The organism is Methylobacterium sp. A54F (assembly GCF_053346035.1).
The window spans coordinates 1-285 of the sequence record NZ_JBKFBF010000210.1; the positions used below are offsets into that span (position 1 = coordinate 1).

Sequence of the window (285 nt, forward strand, 5' to 3'; positions counted from 1 at the left end):
ATCGAGCCGGGCGTCCCAGGCGTCGAGGGTGCCGCGCCCGTCGAGGTCGAGGTTGATCGGCGGCCCGCCGGGCAGGTTCAGGCCCTTCGAGGGCAGGCCCGCGGCGGGCTCCGTCAGCGCGAGCTTCACCTCCAGCCGCTCGCCCTTGGGCACGAACAGGAGGCGGGCGGTGAAGCGCCCGGCGGCGTCGAGGCGGCCCACCGCGAGGTCGAGGTCGAGGCCCTCGGCCGGGTTGCCGAGGGAGGCCTTGCCGGAGGCCGCGAGCCGCGCGGGCTGGCCGGCGAC

At 77.9% G+C, this 285-nt stretch carries 1 protein-coding gene; it reads right to left on the reverse strand.

Annotated elements, in window-relative coordinates; translation table 11 throughout:
- Positions 1–285, reverse strand: a 285-nt coding sequence (locus ACLBXP_RS25995) for a hypothetical protein (RefSeq protein WP_447670667.1), incomplete at both ends; no start/stop codon positions are given.